The sequence below is a fragment of the Sulfitobacter sp. PR48 genome (genome assembly GCF_028807335.1).
Lineage (GTDB): Bacteria > Pseudomonadota > Alphaproteobacteria > Rhodobacterales > Rhodobacteraceae > Sulfitobacter.
On record NZ_JARAMM010000065.1, the window covers coordinates 1 to 1,166 of the forward strand.

The 1,166-nt window shown below is 34.2% G+C and carries 1 protein-coding gene and 1 pseudogene; both read left to right on the forward strand.

The features are described 5' to 3' along the window. Positions 1 to 186, forward strand: a 186-nt coding sequence (locus PVW51_RS24230; protein WP_443288768.1) for a type II toxin-antitoxin system RelE family toxin, incomplete at its 5' end; no start/stop codon positions are given. A 129-nt stretch (positions 187 to 315) separates the two neighbouring features. Then, a pseudogene (locus tag PVW51_RS24235) lies at positions 316 to 1,166 on the forward strand (IS4-like element ISAba33 family transposase); the annotation flags it as partial.

Genomic DNA, 1,166 nt, shown 5'->3' on the forward strand with positions numbered 1-1,166 from the left:
CCACATATTCCAAAGAATATGCTTAAAGGTGATCTTGCAGGCTGCTATAAAATAAAATTATTAAAAGCTGGTGTCCGACTTGTTTACCAGGTCAAAGATGATCAGGTAGTTATTTTGCTAATTACCGTTGGAAAACGAGCTGATAGCATTGTTTATGATGAAGCAAAAAAGCGGATAAAAGACTAAAAATGGGAGCTGCATGCCCCCATTTTTGGCTTCGTATAACGTGTATTATGTTAATAATCTTTGTACACGACAAAAAAAGATAACTCATTGAAATAATGGCATAATACTTGTTTTCTGACGACGAATATGATGACACATTTCAATGAGTTACATCTCATCTTAAACAAATATCTAAAGTGGAACAAGTCACATGTAAAATGTTTTACACTGATTATGATTGCATTAATTGTAAAACAGACATGTAATCTTTCTTCTGCATCTAAAGCCTTACCCATCAAGTGCTTACCACAATCATTTTATCGACGTATACAACGCTTCTTTGCAGGTCAGTATTTTGATTATCGTCAAATTTCTCAGTTAATTTTCAATATATTTTCATTCGACAAAGTGCAACTGACTTTAGATAGAACCAATTGGAAATGGGGAAAACGAGATATCAATATCTTAATGTTAGCCATCGTCTATCGTGGAATAGCGATACCTATTGTTTGGACATTGCTCAATAAACGTGGAAATTCAGATACAAAAGAGCGTATTGCTTTGATTCAACGCTTTATCTCTATTTTTGGTAAAGACCGTATTGTGAATGTGTTCGCAGACAGAGAATTTATCGGTGAGAAATGGTTTACATGGTTAATTGAAAATGACATTAACTTCTGTATACGTGTTAAAAAAACTTTATTGTGACCAATCACTTAGCCAAGAATCATAAAATTAGTGATTTATTTCGTCATCTTCAAGTTGGTCAAACTGAATGTCGTAAACGACGTATTTGGGTTGGTCGAGTGAAACTGTATATTAGTGCGCTACGATTAGAAGATGGAGAACTTTTACTTGTTGTTTCTCCTATGTTTAATGCTTCTGCTATTCGTGATTATGCATTACGCTGGGAAATCGAAACCTTATTTAGTTGTCTCAAAGGACGTGGATTCAATCTTGAAAATACTCGTTTAACAGACCCTAGACGAGTCAAGAAATTG